Genomic DNA, 19,456 nt, shown 5'->3' with positions numbered 1-19,456 from the left:
CTCCAAAAACGCGCCGCCCTTGATCAGCACGCCGCGCCGCGCCGCGCGGGTAATGGCGCTGATCACGGTGACGGGCGTGCTGATGACCAGCGCGCACGGGCAGGCGATGACCAGCATCGACAGGGCACGGTAGAGCCAGCCGTGCGTATCGGGCGTATCGAGGAACGGCGCGCCGAACAGCAGCGGCGGGATCGCGGCAACGCCCAGCGCCATCACCACCACGGCGGGCGTGTAATAGTGCGCGAAGCGGTCGATGAACCGCTGGCTGGGCGCGCGCACGCTCTGCGCTTCTTCCACCATTCGAATGATGCGGCTCAGGGTGTTGTCGGCGGCCAGCCGCGTGACGCGCATCGTCAGCGCGCCCTCGCCGTTGATCGTGCCCGCGAACACTTCATCCCCGGCGACCTTCGCCACGGGCACGCTTTCGCCCGTGATCGGGGCCTGATTCACGCCGCTCGCGCCGTCGATGACCGCCCCGTCCATCGGGATGTTCTCGCCGGGCTTGACCAGCAGCACGTCACCCACGGCCAACTGCGCGACCGGCACCGTTTCCTCGCGCTCGCCGCGCAGCCGGACCGCCTGCGTCGGTTTGAGCGCCATCAGGCCCCGGATGCTGTCGCGGGCGCGGTCGGCGGTATAGCCTTCCAGCGCCTCCCCGACGGCGAACAGGAAAATCACGGTCGCGCCTTCGAGGTACTCCCCGATCAGGATCGCGCCTACGGCGGCGATGCTCATCAGCAGATTGATGCCGAACTCGTGGTTGATGCGCAGCGTGTTGATTCCACTCCTGAGAATCGGCTGCATGGTGATCAACATGCCGATCACGTACAGGACGCGCGTAGGCGTGTCCGGCAGGCCGACCAGCGACAGCACGAACGCAAACAGCACCAGCGCCCCGCCGCCGACGGCAAGCTGCGTTTCACGCCGGGCCAGCAGGTAGTCCCAGAAGCCGAGCACCCCGCCGCGCCGGACCTCCGGCTGGGGGGCGGGGGCCGCCTGATCGTCCGGCGGTATGAGCGATTTGCCCAATGCCTGCACGCGCGTTTGCAGCACGTCGAACGGCACCTCACCGTCGAGCCGCATCAGGCCGGTGGCGAAGTTCACCTCGACCTTGTGCACGCCGTTGAGCTTGCCGACGCCGGTTTCGACCTCGACCGCGCAGTGCGCGCAGTCCATGCCTTCGACGCGGTAGGTTTTGGGGGTGGATGACTCAGATCCGGTCATGATAACGCTTCTCCTGGCGTTTGAGTGGTTGCCTTACGCCAAATACATGAGCACTCATTCATGTATTCGGGCAAAAAAGAACGCCGTAGAACGGCGGTGTGTGCTTTATCCATGCTCGACGTGCAGCAGGCCTTGCGCGAACAGCAGCTCCACGTGCTCGTCGTCGAGCGCGTAGTAGACGTGGCGCCCCTCTTTACGAAAGCGCACGAGGTTCATCTGGCGCAGCACGCGTAGCTGGTGCGAAATGGCCGACTGGCTCATGCTCAGCGCGGCTTCCAGCGTATGCACGCAGACTTCGTGCTCCATCAGCAGCCCGATGATGCGCAGCCGCGTCGGGTCGCTGAGCGCCTTGAAGATCTCCGCGAGCCGGTTGGCCGTGTCGAGGTCGAGCAGGTGCGCGTCGAGCGCCGCGATTTGCTCGGCGGACACTTCGTTGTCGCACAGGGACGGGGCGTTGACGGATGACATGATTACTCCAATACATGAGCATTCATTCATGTATAGTATAGGCAGCCGCCGGTGGCGTGTCAAGTGTCTGCGCGGATCGCGTTCGTTCAATTTCGGCTGGAATAATTGCATCTGTGGTATGAGTCAATATAATGAACTCACAGTACGAGTCTTAAAATCAGTCAGCACGCCAACGAGCGGATACCGGCGGGACCTGCTCAAAGGGCAGCAGGGAGATACGCATGAGCAACGGTCATGCAAACAACGGCGACGAGCGCATTGCGCTGTTGATTGAAACCGCACATCGTTTGAAGCAGGGCAACTATGGCGTTGACCTGTCAGTGACCCCATCCGATGATTCCCTCGATCAACTGGGATTGGCCCTGCAAGACCTGGGACACACCCTCGAAAGCCGGGACCAGGAGCTTCGCCTCATCGACCGGATCACCGCGCGCATCAATGCCGGGCTGCTGTTGGACGAGGTGCTCGACAACATTTACGACGACTTCCGCGAGCTGATTCCTTACGATCGCATCGGCTTTGCCATGATCGACAGGGATGACCAGATCGTCACGGCGCGGTGGGCCAAGAGCACCTACCACCCGATCCAGCTCCGGCGCGGATTTTCGGCGCCGCTGGCGGGCAGCACCCTGGCGGCACTGCTCGATTCGGGCCAGCCGCGCATCCTCAACGATCTGTGCTCCTACCTGGACGAGCATCCCCATTCCGAATCGACGCGACTGATCGTGGCCGAGGGGATCCAGTCGTCGCTGACGTGCCCGCTGGTGGCGAACGGCGTGCCGGTAGGCTTCCTGTTCTTTTCCAGCCTCCAGCCGCACACCTACGCCCAGATTCACATCGACGTGTTCCAGCGCATCGCCGCGCAGTTGTCGATCATCGTGGAAAAAGGCGAGCTGGTGTCTGATCTGGCGGCCAAAAACAAGGCTATCGAGCGCCAGAACGAAGAACTGACGCGCCTCAACGAACTGAAGAACACGTTCCTGGGCATCGCCGCGCACGACCTGCGCAGCCCGCTGGGCGTGATCCAGATGGCGCTGAACTTCCTGATGGATTTCCACGACAATCTGTCCCTCACCGAGCGCGATACCATCTTGCAGGACGCCGAGGCGCAGGTGTTGAACATGCTCAACATGATCGACGAGCTGCTGGACATCACGCAGATCGAAGCGGGCGAGATGGAGCTGCTGAAAGGCTCGATCGACATCGCGGACTTCCTGATGGAAGCCGTGGCCGATCACGACCGGATGGCGAGCACCAAGGGATCGCACGTGATGCTGGACGGGATGCCAGCCGGGATCATCGAGGGCGATCCGTTCCGGCTGCGGCAGGTGATCGATAATCTGCTCTCGAATGCCGTGAAGTTCTCGCCGCCCGGCGCGACAGTGCACGTGTGGGCCGAGGAACTGCCGGACGCGTGGCGCATCAACGTGCAGGACGAAGGCCCCGGCGTCACCGAGAACGATCGCAAGCGGCTGTTCCAGAACTTCGCGCGGCTGTCGGCCCGCCCCACCGCGGGCGAGCGCAGCACGGGGCTGGGGCTGGCGATCACCCGGCGCATCATCGAGCAGCATAACGGCAAGATTGACGTGGAGTCGCTGCCCGGCGGCGGCGCGATCTTCTGGATCACGCTGCCGCGCAAAGCAGCGTGATCTGCCCCGCCCGGTTGTGAGCTTATTCCTTGTTATGCGCTGCCCGGTGCGATGTCTGCACGGGCAGATGCTTTTTAGGGAGGCGCACGTATGACGGTCGAACGGTTGTGGCAAATTTACCGCGAACAGGGCTATGCCGGGGCGCAGGCGGCGGAAGTCCATACCGCGATGGGGCATTTTTACCTCGCGCTGCTGGCCTGGGGCGAAGAAGACATCGAACAGGCGCTGCTGTCGGCGCACGTTGCCAACGCGCTGGACCCGGAAAATCCCGTGTTCCGCGAGGCAGTGACCTATCTGGAACGCGTCAACGCGCAGGGTAAAGCCCGCGTGTACGTCGATGGCGAGGCGTTCGCGGCGTTCATTCGCGGCGGCGGCAACATCGGCCTGTACGCTGCCGTCAGCGACGCGCTGCGCATGATCTACCAGGAGTATGAAACGCTCAGCCTGCTCGATATCGGCGTGGGGGATGGGCTGGCGCTGCTGCCCGCGCTCACGAAGAACGTCGCGCGGCTGACGCTGGTCGAGCCGTCGGAGGCGATGCTGGCGCAGACTACCGCCGCGCTCGATGCGTGGCAGATGTCCTACCGGGCCTATGCGTTTCCGGTCCAGTCGTTCATGCGGACGACGGGCAGCGAGCACTGGGACGTGATCGAAGCGACGTGGAGCTTGCAGTCGGTTGCGCCCGAACAGCGCCCGTCGATCTTCGCGTGGATGCGCGCCCACGGCGACCGCACGCTGATCGCGGAGTTTGACGTGCCCGCGTTCGAGGCGTTGTTCGCGCCGGATCGCGTGGCGACCGTTCTGGCGCGTTACGTGGACGGGCTGGCGGAATATCCGAATGACGGCGGGCTGGTGGCCCAGGGCTTCTTGATGCCGGTGATGTTCGGCTACTTCGACCGCAGCGCGGCGCGCACGAACTACGAGGGACCGATCGAAACGTGGGTCGATGGACTGCACGCAGCAGGCTTCGGCACGGTCGAAACCCGTCGATTGTTCCCCTATTGGTGGGCGGACGCGGTGCTGATCGACGCGCGCTAGCTGGTTTGGACCTGCTCGTCGCCCTGTTCGGTAAGCAGATCGCGCACGTGATCGAGGAATTCCATCGGCATGACCGGCTTGGACACCCACCGGTCGATGCCGAGCGCTTCGACCTCGGGAACCATATACGGGCGCGCGGTCAGGATCATGATTTTCATGCGATCGAGGCGGGGCTGGGTGCGCACGTATTCGAGCACATCCTGCCCGGACACTTCGGGCATGGCGAGATCGAGGATCATCAAATCGGGCGTTTCTTTGCGGAGCAGCTCGATCGCCCGGATACCACCGGAGGCCTGCAAGGTCGTCACGCCCAGGCGAGCAACCAGCTCTGAAAACAACCTCAGCAGCCCCGGTTCGTCGTCAACGACTAATACAGATGGCATAATCCCGCCGCTCCTGGTGAGCGCTAACCATCACCATCATACCTTGTTCGCCGCGCCTCTACCATTCAAAAATCGAAACTTTTCGACGGTCAAGTTTGAGGACGTAAAACGGCGCGCACAGGGCTTCCGCACACCCCCACCAGCTTCAGCGGCAGCGCGATCAGCTCATAGCGCCCATCCGGCACCCCGGCCAGACACAGGTTTTCGAGGTTCACGATATCGTGCTCGATCAGCCGGTGATGGCATGGCAGCGTCCGACTGTCGAACGGGTCCATCGACGGGCTGTCGAGACCGAGCAGCACTCCGCCCCGCGCCGCCAGCCAGTCGGCCAGCTCGACCGTAGGGTAGGGGAAGTCGTCCGGCCACTGGCCGTCCGGCAGCTCGCTGACCCAGGTATGGATCAGCAGCCGCTGCACGCCCTCCAGGTCGTGCCCTTCCAGGTCGGCGGGCGTGATGCCCCCATGCTGCCGCGCCACCGTCACGACGTGCGCCGGACCGAGATACTTTTCCAGCGGCAGATCGGCGGGATGCAGGCCGTCTTCGACCACGTGATAGGGCGCATCGGCATGCGTGCCAACGTGCGGGCTGGTGGTGATACGCGTCAGGTTAACGGCATAACCACTGCTGATCCGCCCTGTGAATTCAAACGCAAACGGTTCATCGCCGGGCCAGGGAGCAGTTTGGGGCGAAAGCAGACGCGTGATGTCGTATACCGGCTGCCGCGAAAGACCGCTCATGCGTGTGCGTCCTTAACTGCGCGAATGATTATAGATTGCTTTATGGCCGGACGGCTGACCGTGCCCGGACGATTATCTGACGGTTCCCAAGCGATTTAACTATGGGAGGAGGGTGTACCGCAGCAAGGAGAACCTATCCTAAATCTCCAATAAAAAAGCGTGATTAGTAAGACGCCCTAGCATAACACAGCGTTGGGCTAGTTCAAAGCGTTACATTCGTTTTGATCTGACGGTTATTTTCTCCTCCGCACCGGAACGGATTGCAAGGATGGTGCGCATCCGATACAACTAGGGGCGTGCTCGCGCGACGGGCACATGCTCTTACTTAAACGAACCCCTGTGAGGCAAGCAGCAATGGCGGACGATCCCCTTTTGAAATGGCGCGACCAGTTCCCGATCCTCTCGACCTGCAACTACCTGATCAGCAATTCCCTGGGCGCGATGCCGCGCGGCGTGTACGACCGCCTGCACGAGTTCGCGGACCAGTGGGCGACGCTCGGCGTGCGGGTGTGGGGCGGCGCGGGCTGGTGGGACCTGAAGCGCACCGTAGGCGACCTCATCGCGCCGCTGATCGGCGCACCGGCGGGCAGCGTACTCGTCCACGAAAACGCCAGCATCGCCAACAGCATCCTGTTCAGCGCGCTCGATTTCAGCGATACGCGCCGTAACAAGGTGGTGGTTTGCGATCAGGATTTCCCATCGGATATTTATACGCTCCGGGCTATGCTGCCGGATCACATGGAAATCGTCATTGTGCACAGTCACGACGGCATGACCATCGATCCCGACGAACTGCTCGACGCTATCGACGAGCGCACGCGGCTGGTGTCGGTCAGCCACGTGCTGTTCCGCAGCGCGTACATCATGCCCGCCGCCGCGATCACGGCCAAAGCGCACGCGATCGGCGCGCAGGTGCTGTTCAACGGTTATCACAGCGTGGGCGTGATCCCGGTGGACGTGACCGGGTGGAACGTCGATTATTACATCGGCGGCACGCTCAAATGGCTGTGCGGCGGGCCGGGCGGCGTGTTTATGTACGTGCGTCCCGATCTGCTGCCCACGCTCCAGCCCAGGATCACCGGCTGGTTCGCGCAGAAGACACCGTTCGCGTTCGAGCTGGAGCACGTCGAGCTGCGCGATGACGCGTACCGGCTGGCGAACGGCACGCCGGGCATCGCGTCGCTGTACGCGATTCAGCCGGGCGTGGAGATCGTCGCGCAGGTGGGCGTAGATGCCATCCGCGAGAAGTCGATCCGCCAGACGTCGCTGCTGATCGATCTGGCCGACCAGGCCGGGTACGAGGTGAACTCACCACGCGCCATCGCGGATCGCGCGGGCACGGTGACCGTGCGCCCCGGCGATCACGCTTATGAAGTCTCGCGCGAGCTGCTGGCGCGCAACGTGATCATCGACTACCGCGAGGGCGCGGGGATTCGCATCGCGCCGCACTTCTACACCACCGACGACGAGATCGCGCAGGTGATGGACACCATCGCCGCGATCCTTGAGGACGGAAGCTGGCAGCAGCATACGCAGGGCCGCGTGTTCGTGACGTAAGAGGCAAGAGCAGTTTTTAGTCGTTAGTTTGAAGTTGTTAGTTTAAGGCTGGGGCGGAGCACCTCGACCTCACCCCCGGCCCCTCTCCAGTCTGGGCTGGAGAGGGGAGAAAAGCCGTCCCGACGGGGATTGTAGGGGCGGGTTTCTAACCCGCCCTGGTTTTGTCCGGTTTTAAAAGTTAAAGGGCGTCAGTACGCCCCGCCATTCACCGGTCAACAACAAAAAAAACGCCGGGAAGGTGAATGCCTCCCGGCGTTTTCGCGTGTCGAAGAATAGGGTGCTTACGCGCTGCGGACGTTCGCCGTGGGCGCGGTCAGCATCTTCTGGACCTTCAGCGCGAGGTGCAGGTTCAGGCGCACGTTCGGATCGTCCATGTCCAACTGGATGATCTCGGTGATGCGGCCCAGCCGGTAGACCAGCGTGTTGCGGTGAATGTTCAGGATGTGCGCCGTGCGCGCCATGTTGCCGTTGTTGGCGAAGTAGGCGTGCAGCGTCGGCAGCAGGTCGGTGTGGTGCTGGTCGTCGTAGGACGACAGCGGCGCGAGCCAGTGATCGCAGAAGCTGGACAGCACGTTCGGATCGCTCACGTTGAGCAGCAGCTCGTACAGGCTGAGGTCTCCGAAGAACGCCACCTGCGACTCGTCCCAGAGCTGCTCGGAGAGTGTCAGGGCGCGCTCGGCTTCCTTGAACGATTCGCGCAGCGCGGTCAGGCCGTAGACGGGCCGCCCGACGCCGACCGTCACCTCGCCATCCGGCGCGGCTTTGGTCAGGTTGTCGTGCAGCAGATTCACGATCTGCTTGAGGCGCTGCGTCTGCTGAGGCTCGTCCAGCGGGAAGAGCAGCACGGCGCGGTCCACGTACTGGCCGACGGGGGCCTGGATGCGGCGCTGGTGCATTTCGCCCTGGATGAGCTTGACCATGCGCTCCGGCGAGAATGCGCCGCCCGCCCGTTCCGCCGAGGGCAGCCAGTGGAACACGACCACCGAGTACCACACGCCGGACTGGAAGCTGTCTTTTTCGGCGCGCAGGGCCAACAGCGTATCGTCGGCGACGGGGCTGTTCAGCCATTCCCCGATCCAGTCGTTCTGCACCGGGGTGGTTTCGACCGTAAGATCGACCGTCTGCTGGCGGACCAGCTCGCGGGCGAAGGTCGAAGCGCTGTATTCGAGCGCCATCAGGTCGAATTCGTCGGGCGCTTCGCCTGCGCTGAGCACGGAAACGTAGCCCAGCAGGCGGCTTTCACAAATCAAGGGGGCGGTCAGCCCGGCGGGACTGCGGATGATCTGCCAGTCGTCCTCGAAGAACGTGCGATCGTCGAGGTCGAAGCGGCGGATGAACTCCGAGCCGCCCGCCAGCGCGAGGTGCGAATCCCAGTCGTGCCCGTGCGAGGCGGGCAGTCCCCGGCTGATCACCGCGCCGCGCCGGTCGTGAATGACGACCGGGCGATCCAGCATGCGGGCCAGGGCATTCAGCATGGTTGTCAGGCCGCGATAGCTGGCCGCGTGGCGCTGGAGCGTCTGCTGAAGCTCGAACGCCCGCTGGGTTAGCTGGGCCTGCCGGTTATTAAAGTAGCGCTGGACAGCGCGCTCAACCTGCGGCAGAATCGCGCGTTCCGGCAGCGCGATGACCGGGAAGTTGCACGCCTTGGCCACCTGATGGGCGCGGGGAGTGATCGTGCCGCGCACCCCCAGGGCGCTCGCGTTCGTTTCAGTGAGATCCTCGATAATGGCTTCGAGGGTCAAGGGCTTTTGATAGTTCGCCAATGTAGCCGTCGAAACAAGAACCAGTTCGCCCCCTTCGAGATCGGCAAAAATGGGAGGGCGAGTGCGGAGATGGCACACCCAATTGACGGGTGTCGCGGGGTCCCCGGTCACCAGGCGGCTGCCGATGGGCAGGGCCAGCTTGAGGAGGGACTTCAATGAAGCTGTAGATGTGACGGCGCTCATGGTACTTCTCCCCCGAATAACGCGCGGCATCGTTCCGGTTTTGTCAGAATGCACAAAAACCTTTGGAAGGATGCTTACGATTGTAGGTTCTGAGGTCCGGGGTGTCTTCAGGCATGTTTTATGAGATTCTAACGAACAGACTTAGGCAAAGTGCACAAAAGAACTCGCTTTCGTTGGGCGAGTTAAGATTTCTTAAGCCAATTAATCTTATGCCTACGTCAGTTCGTCGTGTGGGAAACGCCGTGGAAAAGCATTTGGCGAGCCGATATAATGCCAGAATTGCCGGGAGATTTCCAGCCCCAACTGGCACGCCTTTTGCATAGTTCGCACAATGGCATCGCCCAGGCGACGATTCGTGCACATCCGGTAAGGCACAAGACGCGGAGAGTGTCATGTCCGAAGATTATCGTGAACGCCCCGAAGAATCCGGCCCCGCGTGGGATCCGGAGCCTGAGGTGACCGACGAATCGACCCGCCCGGTCGCCGTGCCCGATCCTGACGCGGCGGCAGAGATTCCCGCGCCGGATGCGGCGGAAGACACTGCGCCCAATGAGGCGGTGCAGGCGACCGATCGTCCCGCTGCGGCCCCATTGCCGGTCGCGGAAGAAGAGGCCGTTGACGTGAGCGACGCGGACCTTGACGACGCCTACCTCGACGAAATGGAAGCGGCAGACGACCTCGACGCGCCGGAACCGGACCCTGCAGATCAAGAAGATCAACAAGAGGAAGACCCGGACGAAGACGACGAGGCGAACGGCGTGGAGGAATCGACGCGCCCCAAAGCGCCCGCAGGCTTGCACGAGGCAATCGTGGTGCAGCAGGCAGCCGAGCAGGCGGAAGAACCGCCGCAGCTCGTTGACGAGCCTGCCAGCACGTTCGCCTATCCCGATCTGCCCTACGGCACGGTAACGCAGGAGCAGCCTGGCGGCGCAGTTGCGATTTCCGAGCCGCCCTACGATCCCGCGCACGATACGGCTCCCGTCGCAGCCGTGCCGGTGCGGCGCGTGCCGCGTTTGATGCTGGCCGTGGTGATGCTGGGCTCGATTTGTATGTGCGCGACGCTGGTCGGCCTTGCCGCCGTCGCCGGATACCGGGACGGGCTGGCAACGAATGACGTCAAGCTGACGCAGACGATGGCGACCGAACTCGACGTGCAGTATCAGGCCGCGCAGGACGACATCGAAGCGGGGCGTTACGGGCTGGCGATGGAGCGCCTGTCGTGGATCGTCGAGACGATCCAGCCGGGGCCGGAGTATATGCTCGACAGTCGCGAGCAGTGGGCGTATGCCGCGACGATGAACGCCATCACGCCCACGCTGCCCGCCACGGCGACGCCGACTGCCACACCGACGCAGGAACCGACGCTCGCCACCGAGGAACCGGTTGTAACCGAAGCGCCGCCCGCGCCCGTCGATCAGAACGATCCGGCCTACATGTACGAGCAGGCCGAACAGGCCGCGCGTCTGGGCGATTTCGAGACGACGATTGCCTGGGCTGAGTCGCTGCGCGCGGCTGCGCCGGATTACCGCCCTGCCGATGTCCAGGCCATGCTGATGAACGCGCTGACCAAGCAAGGCACGATTTATCTGCGCGGGGCCAATCCCGATGGCGAAGATAAGCTGCTGCGCGGCATCCTGCTGATTTACCGCGCCGACGACCTGGGCACGGTCCAGCCTGAAACCCTGCTGTATGAGGCGGATTTTGCCGAGCGCTATCTGAACGCGCGCAACTATCTGGATGGCGGCAACGCGGCGGCGGCAGCGCCGATCTTGCAGCGGTTGTGCGACGAAAACTGCGACTGGTCCTACCGGGGCGAAAGCGTCCGCGATTTGATGGCTCAGGCGGGCCTCGACGCGGGCAGTTAACCCCTTCAATTCACCGCTTTTGTCGCGTGCCGCCGAACTGCCCAAATTCGGCGGCACGTTTTTGTTGGAGTCCATGTGCCAGGGTGCGCGGCTCACTGTGCAAATGTGATCCCGCTCCGTCGCGTTCGAGGCTCGAAATCGCCCCCGGAGGCCGCCATATTGGTGATAATTACCAAGTTTATATTGGTTAGTCGCCGGGCGATTGCACTATCATCTGGACGATGCGTTTTTTCACAATCTATGTGATGACGCACAGCGATGACTATAAGGAGCGAAGAAGAAGATGCGTAAGAATAAACGGATGATGGTACTGCTGGTTGTTTTGGCCCTGGGTGCGATGCTCGCGCTGGCCGCTTGCGGGGGTGACGACGACAAAGAGGAATCCCCCACGGCAACCATAGCGCCCACGGCTGCCCCCGTCATGACCGAGGCTGCGCCGGAGCCTTTCGTGACGGTTGAGGCCACCGAAGAGATGATGACCGAGGAGCCGATGGGCGAAGCCACGGTGGACGCTATGCCCGCCGCTACGGAAGCGATGATGGAAGCGACCGTCGAGGCGACCGAAGCGCCGTAAGCGGCCCCCTGTGCAGGCCGGATCACCGGCCTCACGCCTGTTTTGATCGTGTAGAGAGCGAGCGCCAATGCTCGCTCTTTATGTTTGTGCCAGGGTCGCCGCGTGCGTGCTCTAAGGCGCAGCCTATCCGGTACATAAGATTACATTTTTTCGCCGACCCGCGTTATAGTGTTGCCTCGCCATTTGCGTGATCGGCATACAGAGCACCTCTCCACTGCTTCGACTGCGCCAATGGCAAAGAACCAGTTGCGATCGACCAGCAATTAAGCAGGACCAATCCATGTCTAAGCGTGTCATTTCGTTGGGCGATCTGGTGCTCGACGTTGTTATGCCCGCCCGGCTTCCCGTGCAGAGCGGCCAGCACCAGATTGCAGCCTGGCAGCAGATCGAGCCGGGTGGGGCGGGCAACTTCCTGTTCGCGGCACAGCACGTCGGTCTGGACGTGCTGCCGGTGGGCGCCATTGGCACAGATGGGTTCGGGACGATGATCCTCGATCTGCTCCGTGCCGAGGGCATCGATACGCGCTATGCGATCGCGCTTCCCAGTTCCAGCTCATCCGTCGTGCTGGTGCTGACCGATCCGCATACGACCGATCACGTGTTTATTGGGCGGTTCGGGCAAGGGCCCGATCTGCCCTATCCGAATGGCCTTGACGGGGAAATCGCGCGGGCCGAAGCGCTGTACATGGCGGGATATACACTGGCCGAGCGGCGCATCGTGTCGCTGGTCGTGCGGGCCGCCGAACATGCCCGCACCAAGCGGATCCCGGTGTTTTTGAACGTCGGCCCCATGATGGACACCGTGCTGCCGGACATGATCTGGTGGTCGCTGTGCCACACGGATGTCGTCCTGGCGGCGGACGAGGAAATCCCCCTGATCAGCGAAGGACGGACCGGCGAGATGGCGTACCAGTACGTGCTGGCGCAGGGTCCGCGTGTGCTGGTGGTCCGGCACGGCACGCGGGACTGCACGGTGATCACGCGCCAGGAGCAGATTCACGTGCCCGGCTTCGACGCGCCGGTGACGGATACGGTCGGCGTGGGCGATTGTTTCGCCGGGGCGTTCGTGGCGGGATGGCTCGGCGGGCTGTCGCTGTACGAGACGGGCCGGTTGGCAAACGCGATGAGCGCGGCGGCGGTTCGGAAGACCGGCGCGGGGCGCAACGCGCCGCACGCGTCGGACGTGCGCTCGGTGCTCAAGGTGCAGGGCGAAGATCTGGCCCTGCCGCTGCCGTGTTAGGGATTCTGACTTTTGACATAGAGAAACCCGCGAGGGTTAAAAACGAAAGCGAAGGGATATAAGCTCGTGGCGACTGCACACCTGTACATTTCCGATGAAGTTGGCGCGGCGCTGCTGGCCGGGTCGCCGGTCGTGGCGCTCGAATCGACGCTGATCACGCACGGCTTCCCCTATCCGGCCAACATCGAGACGGCGACCGCGATGGAAGACGCGATCCGTGCCGAGGGCGCGGTCCCGGCCACGATCGCCGTGATCGACGGGCAGATCCGCGTGGGCCTCAGCCGCGCCGAGATCGAGATGCTCGGCGGGCTGGGCAGCAAGGGCGTGCGTAAGTGTTCCCGCCGCGACCTGCCGATCGTCGTCGGACTGAAGCAGCACGGCGCGACGACCGTCGCGGGCACGATGATCGTGGCGCACATGGCGGGCATTCAGGTCTTCGCCACGGGCGGGATCGGCGGCGTGCATCGCGGCCACCCGCAGGATATTTCGGCGGACCTGATCGAACTGGGCCGCACGCCGATCACGGTCGTGTGCGCCGGGGCGAAGTCGATCCTCGACCTGCCGCTGACGATGGAAGTGCTCGAAACGCAGGGCGTGCCGGTGATCGGATACGGCACGGAGACGCTGCCCGCGTTTTACAGCCGGTCGAGCGGGCTACCGGTCGATGAGCGGGTGGACACGCCCGAAGACGTGGCGCGCATCGCCCGCGCGCGCGACGCGCTGGAACTGGCACACGGCATTTTGGTGACGGTCCCCGTGCCCGAAGCTGAGGCGCTGCCCGAAGACGTGGCGGAAGCGGCGATCGCGGAAGCGACGCGCCAGGCCGACGCGGCGGGCGTTCACGGCAAGGACGTGACGCCGTTCGTGCTGGCGAAGGTGCTCGAACTGACCGAAGGCCGCTCACAGCAGGCGAACATCGCGGCGCTGGTCAACAATGCCCGCACCGGCGCGCAGATCGCGTCGGCGCTGGCCGTCTTGCCGTGAAAGAGCAGTTTTTAGTCGTTAGTTTTTAGTTGCCAGTCAACAGCCGAACACGGGCTGACCCGGTAGGGGCAGTTCATGAACTGCCCCTACGGAAATACGCTGGTTTTGGGACAAAAACGGGCGGGTTTACCCCGTTTAATAGATGAATCCGGTCATCACCGCGACCTCACTCCTGGCCCCTCTCCAGTCTGGGCTGGAGAGGGGAGACAAGCAGGATATGCGAGGTGTGTTGGGGCGGGTTTCTAACCCGCCCTGGTTTTGGCCGGATTTAAAAGTTGAACCGCGTGTAACCTGCCTTGCATTTCCAAACGCAGGTGGAGCACCCCGTTCCGGCGCAAAACTGCTTTACTGATGACTGAGCACGGATCACTATTGTTCTGACCACGCTTTGAGGAGGCGCGTTTTATGGCACACCCGCTGGTTATGCAGCTCCGGTTCACCCGCAGCGAGTTCGCGCGCTGCATGGAAGGCGTCAGCGCCGAGGACGCCGTTAAGCGCGTCGGCCCGATGAACTGCCTGAGCTGGATGGTGGGGCATCTCGCCAGCCAGGAGCAGGGCTACTGGGTGCTGCTGGCCCAGGATCGGACGGTCGTGCCCGACCTGCACAAACTGGTCGGCTCTGGCAAACCCGCCAGCACGCCGCCCCTGGACGAGATGTGGGCCGCGTGGCGCACCATCACCGAGGCGGCGGACCTCTACCTGGAGACGCTGACGACCGCCCAACTGTCGGAACGCCTCTTCTGGATGGGCGAGCCTCGCACCGAGTCGATCGGCACGATGCTGCTGCGCAACATCTACCATTACTGGTTCCATACCGGCGAGGCGCACGCGGTCCGGCAGCAGCTCGGCCACAAGAACCTGCCGGAGTTCGTCGGATCGTTCCCGCCGGACATGACCTATCACCCGGAGGCGTAAGCCCGCCGGACGCTCCCAGACCGAGGTAGTTCTATGGCGCGCAAACTGATTATCGACACCGATCCCGGCATCGACGACGCGATGGCGATCTTCCTCGCGCTGAAGTCGCCAGAACTGGACGTGATCGGCCTGACGACGGTTTTTGGCAACGTGGACGTGGGCACGGCGACGACCAACGCGCTGCGCCTGCTGGACATCGCGGGACGCACCGAGATCCCCGTGGCGCGCGGCGCGGCGCACCCGCTGGCGGGGCCGGTGCGGGGTTATGCGTTCGATGTGCACGGTGAGGACGGGCAGGGCAACGTCTTTTTGCCGCCCTCCGCCGCCCAGCCGGTCGATCAGGCCGCGGCGGCGTTTATCATCGAGCAGGTGATGGCCGCGCCCGGCGAAGTGACGCTGGTGCCCGTGGGTCCGCTGACCAACATCGCGCTGGCGCTGCGGCTGGAACCGCGCCTCGTGCACGCCGTGCGCGAGGTGGTGCTGATGGGCGGCAGCGCGCTCGCGCTGGGCAACGTCAACCCTGCCGCCGAGGCGAACATCCTGGGCGATCCCGAAGCGGCGGACGTGGTGTTCGGCGCGGGCTGGCCGCTGGTGATGGTTGGGCTGGACGTGACGCACAAGGTCGTCATGTCGCCGGAGCACCTCGACGCCTACGGGCACGCGCAGAATCCACTGGCGCAGCACATCGCGCGCATCGTGCTGTTCTACCACGCGTTTTACCAGCAGTATTATCCCGGTCTGCGCGGGATCTACGTGCACGACTCGTCGGCCATCGCGTACGCGATCGACCCGACGCTGTTCACGGTCGAGCAGTGGCCGGTGCGCGTCGAGACGCAGGGCATCAGCCGGGGCAAGACGTGGCCGTATACGGGCAACAGCGAAACGCCCGCCGGATGGCGCGAGCGTCCGCGTGTGGGCGTGTGTGTAGACGTGGATGCGGAGCGGCTGCTGGCGCTCGAACGCAGCCGCCTGATGTAAGGCAGGAGTGCGTATGAACCGCAACAGGCTGATCCGGTGGGTGCTGGTGCTGGGCGTGATCCTGATCCCGCTGGTGGTGACGGGCGCGTTCGTGTACGGGTACGCCGGGGCCTCCGTGCGCGACTTCGTGCCGCACTACTTCCCGCTGGACGACTTGTACTATTACCGCATGGTGGATACTTTCCGCGCGGCGGGCTTCAACGGCGGCTACTACGCCACCGACGAGCTGATCGCGCCTGCCGCGTGGTCGCACTTCGACGCGCACGGCCCACTGTTCCCGGCGATCTACGGCACGCTGGCGCGGATCTTCGGCTGGCAGCCGTATAAATTTCTGCTGTTCAACCTGGGCTTCGTCACCGCCGGGCTGATCCTGTTCATTGTGCTGGTCCGGCCCGACGCGCGCCGCCTGCTGCTGATGGGCGCACTGATCGGGACGAGCTGGCCGGTGTTGTTTTACATCCCGTCGGGCATGCAGGAGAGCTTCCACCAGGCGATCGCCATGCTGCTGGCGGCGGCGTTGGCGGGGTTGGTCGCGCGCGGGCCGGACGTGCCGCGCAGGTGGATCGCGGCGCTGCTGGCGGCGATCGTGGCCGTGTCGCTGATCCGCATGACGTGGATCTTTGTCGCGTTCCCGGTGATCGTGCTGGCCGCGCGGCGGCGCACGTGGAAGACCGCGATCGCGGCAGTGCTGGGCACGGGCGCGCTGATGGCGGTGGTAATCGCCATCACCAGCGGCTACCTTTACTCGCCCTACCGCACCAACTTTTTGTCGGATACGACGCGCAAGACCGCCGACGCGCTGAGGGACGACGGCCCGGTGGAGGCCGTCCAAACGCTGACGGACCAGCTCGCGCGCAACATCGAGGATAACATCGACTTCTTCGGGCGCGGCGTCAGTTTGGAGATCGCGCAGCGCGTGCAGATCGTGGCGCTGACGGTGATCTTCGCGGGCGCGGCGATCTGGCTGTGGCGGCGCAGGCGGGGCGAAACGACCGGGCTTACGCTGGCGTGGCTCAACGCCTATAACCTGGGCGTGATCCTGCTGATCAACTTCGTGCTGTACCTGATGGCGGGCTGGCGCGATTACCGCGTGATGGCTCCGCATTTGCTGCTGACCGGGCTGGTACTGGTCGCGCTGGGGCGCTGGCGCTGGGTCGCGCTGATCGTTGCCAGCAACCTGCTGATGGTCATCCCGTTCAAAAACTACTATCTCGCTTACGGCAAAGCGTACCTGGACGCCGATCAGTCCAGCATCGAGCGCTTCCGCGACGCGACGGCGGACGTGCTGATTTACTACGCGGACGAGGACGACGCGTGGTGCAATACGCTGCTGATCGACTATCACGAGTCCTATTCGCCCGCGCTGATCGGCATCCCCGGCGGCATCGGCCTGTCGTATTATGCCGTCGCGGAACAGCTCGATCTGCCCGCCAAATCGCGCTATGTGCTGGTGGACGCGGACGATTACGCGATCCTCAGCGAAGGCACGCGTCTGGAGCAGATCGCCAGCACCGAAGCGGGCGATCTGTACCTGAATCTCGATACCGACTGCACCCATACGCCAGAAAGCGGCGCGCCGTAGGGGGAGCGCCATCCGCCCGCGCAGGAACGCCATAGAGACGTGATAGAGTCTGTGATCGTGTTCGTACTGAAACGAAAGGTGACGATATGCGCACTCGCTTTGTGATTCTTCTGGCGGCGCTCGCGCTGCTGGTTCCGCTGATGAACGTTTCGGCTCAGGGCGAAACCAGCTATCCGCTGGCGGCGATTTCGGGCGGCAACGTTTACCTGTACGGCTTCGGGGATACGCCCATTCAGGTGACCGAAACGCCCGCGCAGAATACGCTGTCGATGGCCTGGAGCCCCAGCGGGCAGTATCTTGCGTTCACGCGCTGGGACGAAAACTACGCGCTCGTGCTGTGGTTGTACGACCAGCAGGCGGGCGGCGCACCGGTTCAGGTCGCGTCCGGGCTGGCGTCCGGGCTGCCGGTGACGTTCAGCGCCGATAACCAGCTCGTCTACGCGGTGGATACCGGCCAGTTCGAACAGTCTGAAGTCGGTCCCGGCGGGCCCATCACGAATGCGTACGTGGTCGATCCGGTAGTGGGCACGCCCCAGCAGATCGGCACGTTCACGTTCGGCGTCGGCTGCGGCGGCGGATCGTCCAGCCCGGCGGACTGGCGCTACTGGGCCGAGGCGGGCACGGGGCCGGGTGGCGCGCATCCTATCTTCGCACTGACGTCGCAGGGCGTGGTCTATTCGACGAACTGTACGGGACGCGGCGTCACGCTGTTGAACACGCAGAGCGGCGCGAGCACCGTGCTCAGCGACACGATGGGCAATGCGCTCGTCTCGCCGGACGGGACGCGCGTCGCGGGCGTGGCCGACGGCCAACTCACGGTGATCGACCTTGCTACCGGCCAGAGCACGCCGGTCGCCTCGCAGCCCGGCGCGGATCAGGTGGCGTGGAGCGCAGACGGCGCGACCCTGTTCTACAGCACGCGCCAGGAGACGGGCCGCACGCTGCCCGCGACTCCCGACGAGCAGCAGCAGCTCGCCCAGGCGCTGGGCGCATCCGATCCGTCGATGCTGGAATTCCCGGTGATGACCGTGGGGCTGTATCAGGTCGCGCTGGCGGATGGGACCGAATCGACGCTGTACATCTCCGAGGGGTACGCGATCGGGCGCATCCTGCCCACGCCGGACGGCGCGGCGGTGCTGTTCAGCGAGATCCCGAACCTGGATCTGTGGGTCCAGCAGGTGACCAGCGGCCAGATCAACCCGATGGCCGACGTGGGCCAGCAGCAGCTCGATACCGTCCCGGTGACGCTGTTCGCGCTGTCGCTGGTCGATGGCAGCGTGACCGCCGTGGGCACGGATCTGAATCAGGCCGTGCTGAATACGGGGGCGTACGGCGGGATGTAGTTGGGGGATCAACAGCGGGCGGGTTAGAAACCCGCTCCTACAACATCCGCGTTTTCGGATGATCTCGGCCAGCGGACGTCTGTCGTCGTAGGGGCAGGTTACAAACCTGCCCTGCCTGCAAAACCGGGCGGAGCAAGCCCCGCCCCTACGAAAAACAACGTATGTTTAACCGGCTAGAACGGGGCGTATTGAGATACGCCCCTACCGCTTTTGCTTTTGAGCTAACCGCTAACGGCTAACCGCTATTCGCTACTCACCGTGATCGATTACATTGTATTCGGGATCATTCTGGACGATATCGTATTCCCGCAGGGCGTTACGCAGATGGGCGTGCTCGGCGGAGGCGGGCCGCAAACCGCGTGGGGCATGGCCGCTGCGCTCGGATCGGGCGCGGAAGTCGGGCTGGTAGCGGGCGTCGGCGCGGATCTGGACGCAGACGCACTCGCGCCGATGCAAGCCGCTGGCGTGAACCTGGACGGCGTGCGCCGCACGGATCAACCCACGCCGCGCGCGTGGCAGGTGCTCGAATTCAACGGGCGGCGCACGCAGCTCTGGCGCGTGCCGGGGCCGTCGCTGGGCGTGCAGTTGGCGCGGAACTGGGACGTGCTGCCGCCTGCGTACCGCGCCGCGCGCCATTTCCATTGGGGCATTCACCCCGACGATCCGGCGCGGGATCTCGTCTTTGCGCGGCATCTGCGCGGCCTGGGCAAGCGCGTGAGTCTGGAACCGTTCCGGCCTTCCGACGCGCTCCTGAGTGACGACGATCTGCGCGCGCTGCTCGACGCCTGCGACGTCTTTTCGCCCAATCTGTTCGAGGCGCAGCGGCTCACCGGACGCGACGATATACCCGGCATCGTGCGGCGCTGCCGGGACCTGGGCGGGCGGGTGCTCGCGTTGCGGTGTGGCGCGGCGGGCGCGGAGGTGTGGGATCTGCCGCGCGGCGAGGGCGTGCGCGTCCCGGCGGCGGCTCCGG

General features: G+C 64.1%; 17 protein-coding genes. 12 read left to right on the top strand and 5 right to left on the bottom strand.

Annotated features, from left to right (window positions below):
- Both V7116_RS19985 and V7116_RS19980 read right to left on the bottom strand, forming a co-directional pair.
- On the bottom strand, positions 1–1,224 hold a 1,224-nt coding region (locus tag V7116_RS19985; protein ID WP_324393737.1), incomplete at its 3' end, for a heavy metal translocating P-type ATPase.
- Positions 1,225–1,329: 105 nt separating this feature from the next.
- Positions 1,330–1,692 (bottom strand): ArsR/SmtB family transcription factor, encoded by a 363-nt coding sequence (locus tag V7116_RS19980; protein ID WP_324393736.1) that lies wholly within the window; start codon positions 1,690–1,692, stop codon positions 1,330–1,332.
- Positions 1,693–1,913: 221 nt separating this feature from the next.
- Between V7116_RS19980 and V7116_RS19975 the strand changes: the two genes are divergently transcribed.
- Both V7116_RS19975 and V7116_RS19970 read left to right on the top strand, forming a co-directional pair.
- Complete coding sequence (locus V7116_RS19975; RefSeq protein WP_324393735.1) at positions 1,914–3,341, top strand: GAF domain-containing sensor histidine kinase; 1,428 nt, start codon at positions 1,914–1,916, stop codon at positions 3,339–3,341.
- A gap of 90 nt (positions 3,342–3,431) precedes the next feature.
- Entirely contained in the window at positions 3,432–4,379 is a 948-nt protein-coding gene (locus V7116_RS19970) for a class I SAM-dependent methyltransferase (RefSeq protein WP_324393734.1), read from the top strand.
- Here the strand turns inward: V7116_RS19970 and V7116_RS19965 are convergent.
- Positions 4,376–4,762, bottom strand: a complete 387-nt coding sequence (locus V7116_RS19965) for a response regulator (RefSeq protein ID WP_324393733.1) — start codon at positions 4,760–4,762, stop codon at positions 4,376–4,378. The two genes, V7116_RS19970 and V7116_RS19965, sit on opposite strands and share 4 nt — an antisense overlap.
- A gap of 89 nt (positions 4,763–4,851) precedes the next feature.
- The gene (locus V7116_RS19960) at positions 4,852–5,499 is read right to left on the bottom strand and encodes a cyclase family protein (protein ID WP_324393732.1); all 648 of its coding nucleotides are present in this window, start codon (positions 5,497–5,499) and stop codon (positions 4,852–4,854) included.
- A gap of 354 nt (positions 5,500–5,853) precedes the next feature.
- On the opposite strand from V7116_RS19960, the gene V7116_RS19955 reads away from it, so the two are divergent.
- Positions 5,854–7,056 (top strand): aminotransferase class V-fold PLP-dependent enzyme, encoded by a 1,203-nt coding sequence (locus V7116_RS19955; protein WP_324393731.1) that lies wholly within the window; start codon positions 5,854–5,856, stop codon positions 7,054–7,056.
- 281 nt (positions 7,057–7,337) lie between these two features.
- Here the strand turns inward: V7116_RS19955 and V7116_RS19950 are convergent, their stop codons facing one another.
- Positions 7,338–9,002: a helix-turn-helix domain-containing protein gene (locus V7116_RS19950; protein WP_324393730.1), complete on the bottom strand. Its 1,665-nt coding sequence runs from the start codon at positions 9,000–9,002 to the stop codon at positions 7,338–7,340.
- Positions 9,003–9,394: 392 nt separating this feature from the next.
- On the opposite strand from V7116_RS19950, the gene V7116_RS19945 reads away from it, so the two are divergent.
- The 9 genes from V7116_RS19945 to V7116_RS19905 form a co-directional block, all read left to right on the top strand.
- Entirely contained in the window at positions 9,395–10,867 is a 1,473-nt protein-coding gene (locus V7116_RS19945) for a hypothetical protein (protein ID WP_324393729.1), read from the top strand.
- 283 nt (positions 10,868–11,150) lie between these two features.
- Entirely contained in the window at positions 11,151–11,441 is a 291-nt protein-coding gene (locus V7116_RS19940) for a hypothetical protein (protein ID WP_324393728.1), read from the top strand.
- 280 nt (positions 11,442–11,721) lie between these two features.
- Positions 11,722–12,681, top strand: a complete 960-nt coding sequence (locus V7116_RS19935; RefSeq protein WP_324393727.1) for a carbohydrate kinase family protein — start codon at positions 11,722–11,724, stop codon at positions 12,679–12,681.
- Positions 12,682–12,747: 66 nt separating this feature from the next.
- Positions 12,748–13,665 carry a pseudouridine-5'-phosphate glycosidase gene (locus V7116_RS19930; protein WP_324393726.1) on the top strand — a complete coding sequence of 306 codons (918 nt, stop codon included), beginning with the start codon at positions 12,748–12,750 and terminating at the stop codon, positions 13,663–13,665.
- Between the two features lie 405 nt (positions 13,666–14,070).
- Positions 14,071–14,580 carry a DinB family protein gene (locus V7116_RS19925; protein WP_324393725.1) on the top strand — a complete coding sequence of 170 codons (510 nt, stop codon included), beginning with the start codon at positions 14,071–14,073 and terminating at the stop codon, positions 14,578–14,580.
- A gap of 33 nt (positions 14,581–14,613) precedes the next feature.
- Complete coding sequence (locus tag V7116_RS19920) at positions 14,614–15,558, top strand: nucleoside hydrolase (protein WP_324393724.1); 945 nt, start codon at positions 14,614–14,616, stop codon at positions 15,556–15,558.
- Between the two features lie 13 nt (positions 15,559–15,571).
- Positions 15,572–17,140 (top strand): hypothetical protein, encoded by a 1,569-nt coding sequence (locus V7116_RS19915; protein WP_324393723.1) that lies wholly within the window; start codon positions 15,572–15,574, stop codon positions 17,138–17,140.
- 86 nt (positions 17,141–17,226) lie between these two features.
- Complete coding sequence (locus V7116_RS19910) at positions 17,227–18,483, top strand: hypothetical protein (RefSeq protein ID WP_324393722.1); 1,257 nt, start codon at positions 17,227–17,229, stop codon at positions 18,481–18,483.
- A gap of 258 nt (positions 18,484–18,741) precedes the next feature.
- Positions 18,742–19,456: carbohydrate kinase family protein (locus tag V7116_RS19905; protein ID WP_324393721.1), on the top strand; the 715-nt coding region annotated here is incomplete at its 3' end.

Origin of the sequence: Aggregatilinea sp., assembly GCF_036822615.1 — a bacterium.
Lineage (GTDB): Bacteria > Chloroflexota > Anaerolineae > Aggregatilineales > Aggregatilineaceae > Aggregatilinea.
This window is presented reverse-complemented; position numbering and strand designations above follow the sequence as displayed.

What these genes read in the sequence shown, in the direction of transcription:
- V7116_RS19980 (WP_324393736.1), bottom strand. Translation starts at nt 1,692, where the DNA reads ATGTCATCCGTCAACGCCCCGTCCCTGTGCGACAACGAAGTGTCCGCC.
- V7116_RS19975 (WP_324393735.1), top strand. Translation starts at nt 1,914, where the DNA reads ATGAGCAACGGTCATGCAAACAACGGCGACGAGCGCATTGCGCTGTTG.
- V7116_RS19970 (WP_324393734.1), top strand. Translation starts at nt 3,432, where the DNA reads ATGACGGTCGAACGGTTGTGGCAAATTTACCGCGAACAGGGCTATGCC.
- V7116_RS19965 (WP_324393733.1), bottom strand. Translation starts at nt 4,762, where the DNA reads ATGCCATCTGTATTAGTCGTTGACGACGAACCGGGGCTGCTGAGGTTG.
- V7116_RS19960 (WP_324393732.1), bottom strand. Translation starts at nt 5,499, where the DNA reads ATGAGCGGTCTTTCGCGGCAGCCGGTATACGACATCACGCGTCTGCTT.
- V7116_RS19955 (WP_324393731.1), top strand. Translation starts at nt 5,854, where the DNA reads ATGGCGGACGATCCCCTTTTGAAATGGCGCGACCAGTTCCCGATCCTC.
- V7116_RS19950 (WP_324393730.1), bottom strand. Translation starts at nt 9,002, where the DNA reads ATGAGCGCCGTCACATCTACAGCTTCATTGAAGTCCCTCCTCAAGCTG.
- V7116_RS19945 (WP_324393729.1), top strand. Translation starts at nt 9,395, where the DNA reads ATGTCCGAAGATTATCGTGAACGCCCCGAAGAATCCGGCCCCGCGTGG.
- V7116_RS19940 (WP_324393728.1), top strand. Translation starts at nt 11,151, where the DNA reads ATGCGTAAGAATAAACGGATGATGGTACTGCTGGTTGTTTTGGCCCTG.
- V7116_RS19935 (WP_324393727.1), top strand. Translation starts at nt 11,722, where the DNA reads ATGTCTAAGCGTGTCATTTCGTTGGGCGATCTGGTGCTCGACGTTGTT.
- V7116_RS19925 (WP_324393725.1), top strand. Translation starts at nt 14,071, where the DNA reads ATGGCACACCCGCTGGTTATGCAGCTCCGGTTCACCCGCAGCGAGTTC.
- V7116_RS19920 (WP_324393724.1), top strand. Translation starts at nt 14,614, where the DNA reads ATGGCGCGCAAACTGATTATCGACACCGATCCCGGCATCGACGACGCG.
- V7116_RS19915 (WP_324393723.1), top strand. Translation starts at nt 15,572, where the DNA reads ATGAACCGCAACAGGCTGATCCGGTGGGTGCTGGTGCTGGGCGTGATC.
- V7116_RS19910 (WP_324393722.1), top strand. Translation starts at nt 17,227, where the DNA reads ATGCGCACTCGCTTTGTGATTCTTCTGGCGGCGCTCGCGCTGCTGGTT.